The sequence below is a fragment of the Vibrio floridensis genome, from assembly GCF_021852965.1.
Lineage (GTDB): Bacteria > Pseudomonadota > Gammaproteobacteria > Enterobacterales > Vibrionaceae > Vibrio > Vibrio floridensis.
In genome coordinates this window covers 1-1703 of record NZ_JAKGCY010000052.1, presented here as the reverse complement: position 1 = coordinate 1703, position 1703 = coordinate 1, and the positions used below count along the sequence as shown (strand labels likewise).

Sequence of the window (1703 nt, the reverse complement as noted above, 5' to 3'; positions counted from 1 at the left end):
GGCGTTCAAGTGGGATTCGTGCCGCGTGGCATTTTTGGTTTGCATTGAGTTTTGTGGTGAAAGTGGTCTGCGGAAGGTTGGTTTAGGCAGCACTCACCCCTTAACGCAGCGTTAGTTTGCATGAATAAACTCCCCCAGGTATGAAATCTAGGGGGGGGAGTCGTGTTATTTCAAATGATTCTGTGGGAGCTGTGATTGACCTAAGACAGCTACGACTAAGATAAAGCCATCTTCTTTAGTGAAATAAGCGGTGTGTTTTCCAATCGGGAAGTAAAAGCCATTTGGGTATACCTCGTCACAGCTTCTTCCTAACCCAGGGTTATCAGCTAGCATTTGAAACCCTGATAGCAGAGTGTCTTTGTAGTTGCGCCACTGTAATTCAGAAAAGTTTTCAACAGTGTAGTTTTTTGCTTTGCGCAAGTGAGATTGCGCTAAGTTACTTAGCTTGTATTTGTTCTTTTGCATATGTTAGTTACAGCGAATTTAGAAAGCTTTCGCCATCAATGGCGTTTCCATTGTTCAAGTCTTCTTTAGCTGACTTAAAGCAGTGTTTGAGGTACTCAACTTTCATAGCTTCTAACTCTTCAAAGTCACGAATGGACATGACAACGACAGTATCTTTACTGTTTTTGCTGATTTTTACCGGCTCGCGTTGTGCGCTTAGAAGTAGTTCGCCGAAATTTCGTTTGGCATCATTCGCTGTTAATGTATGCATGGTAAGTCCCCCAATTGAGTGTACAGTTAGATTATAGTGTGTCGCATGAAATGGTCAATTTAATTAAATCGTGCGATTTGTGTAAAATGCAAACTAACAAAGCGTTAAAGAGGGATTCATGCCGCGTGGCATTTTTGGTATGTGGTGAGTTTTGGTGGTGAAAGTGATCTGCGGAAACTTGGTTTGTGCGGCATTCACCCCTTAACGCGGCGTTAGCATAAATTTTTATAGAAGGAGTAGTAATAAAAATGGATAAACTAAGTTCTGATGTTTCATTCTATGTAGTGTCACCTAAAAAGTTTACGGTAATGTATGTTGGAACCTTAGGTTTCTATGGGTTTTATTGGATGTATAAAAATTGGTCTATATACAGAGTGGCTTCCGGTGAAAAAATTTGGCCTATAGCACGAGCGATATTTTTTATTTTCTTCTTACATTCACTGTGTTCTAAGGTAACCAAAAGTGAAAGTTTGTCTTCCCAAGCAGATTTGCCAAAAGTACTGGAATGGGATGCGACAAAATATGTTTTGTTGAGTATTCTTGGACAAATATCAGATCGTCTTTCTGAGAAAGAAATAGCATTACCATACAGTTTTTTTGTAGGTTTGGTGCTTTTTCCTTTTAAGTGTCAAATTCTTTATAAGATACAGTTGGTTATTAATGAGTCTCAAAATGATATGTTTGGTGACACCAACAAAAAGTTAAGTTGGCTTAACTATGTGTGGCTATCTCTGGGGGGAGCGTTGTGGTTAATGGTAATTATTGGTGGCTATTTAACCATTATTGGCGAAATTTAAGCTAACAAGGCGTTCAAGTGGGATTCATGCCGCGTGGCATTTTTGGTTTACTGTGAATTTTGGTGGTGAAAGTGGCTTGCGGAAAGTTAGTTTATGCGGCATTCACCCCTTAACGCGGCGTTATAACGCATTTGAGTACGCCACATATCAAGGATTGAAATGGAAGAATATTGGAATCCCATGGTGCCTGA

3 protein-coding genes are annotated in these 1703 nt (G+C 39.9%); 1 reads left to right on the top strand and 2 read right to left on the bottom strand.

The features are described 5' to 3' along the window. Positions 1–165: 165 nt before the first annotated feature. Both LZU85_RS20745 and LZU85_RS20740 read right to left on the bottom strand, forming a co-directional pair. Positions 166–465, bottom strand: coding sequence for a type II toxin-antitoxin system RelE/ParE family toxin (locus tag LZU85_RS20745; RefSeq protein WP_060531668.1), 300 nt, complete (start codon positions 463–465; stop codon positions 166–168). A gap of 7 nt (positions 466–472) precedes the next feature. Continuing rightward, entirely contained in the window at positions 473–715 is a 243-nt protein-coding gene (locus LZU85_RS20740; RefSeq protein WP_039553847.1) for a type II toxin-antitoxin system Phd/YefM family antitoxin, read from the bottom strand. Positions 716–963: 248 nt separating this feature from the next. Between LZU85_RS20740 and LZU85_RS20730 the strand changes: the two genes are divergently transcribed. Further along, positions 964–1512 carry a hypothetical protein gene (locus LZU85_RS20730; protein ID WP_172564197.1) on the top strand — a complete coding sequence of 183 codons (549 nt, stop codon included), beginning with the start codon at positions 964–966 and terminating at the stop codon, positions 1510–1512. Positions 1513–1703 lie beyond the last annotated feature (191 nt).

Excerpts from the sequence above, each read along its gene's own strand:
- LZU85_RS20730 (WP_172564197.1), top strand. The coding sequence starts at position 964 with ATGGATAAACTAAGTTCTGATGTTTCATTCTATGTAGTGTCACCTAAA.
- LZU85_RS20745 (WP_060531668.1), bottom strand. The coding sequence starts at position 465 with ATGCAAAAGAACAAATACAAGCTAAGTAACTTAGCGCAATCTCACTTG.
- LZU85_RS20740 (WP_039553847.1), bottom strand. The coding sequence starts at position 715 with ATGCATACATTAACAGCGAATGATGCCAAACGAAATTTCGGCGAACTA.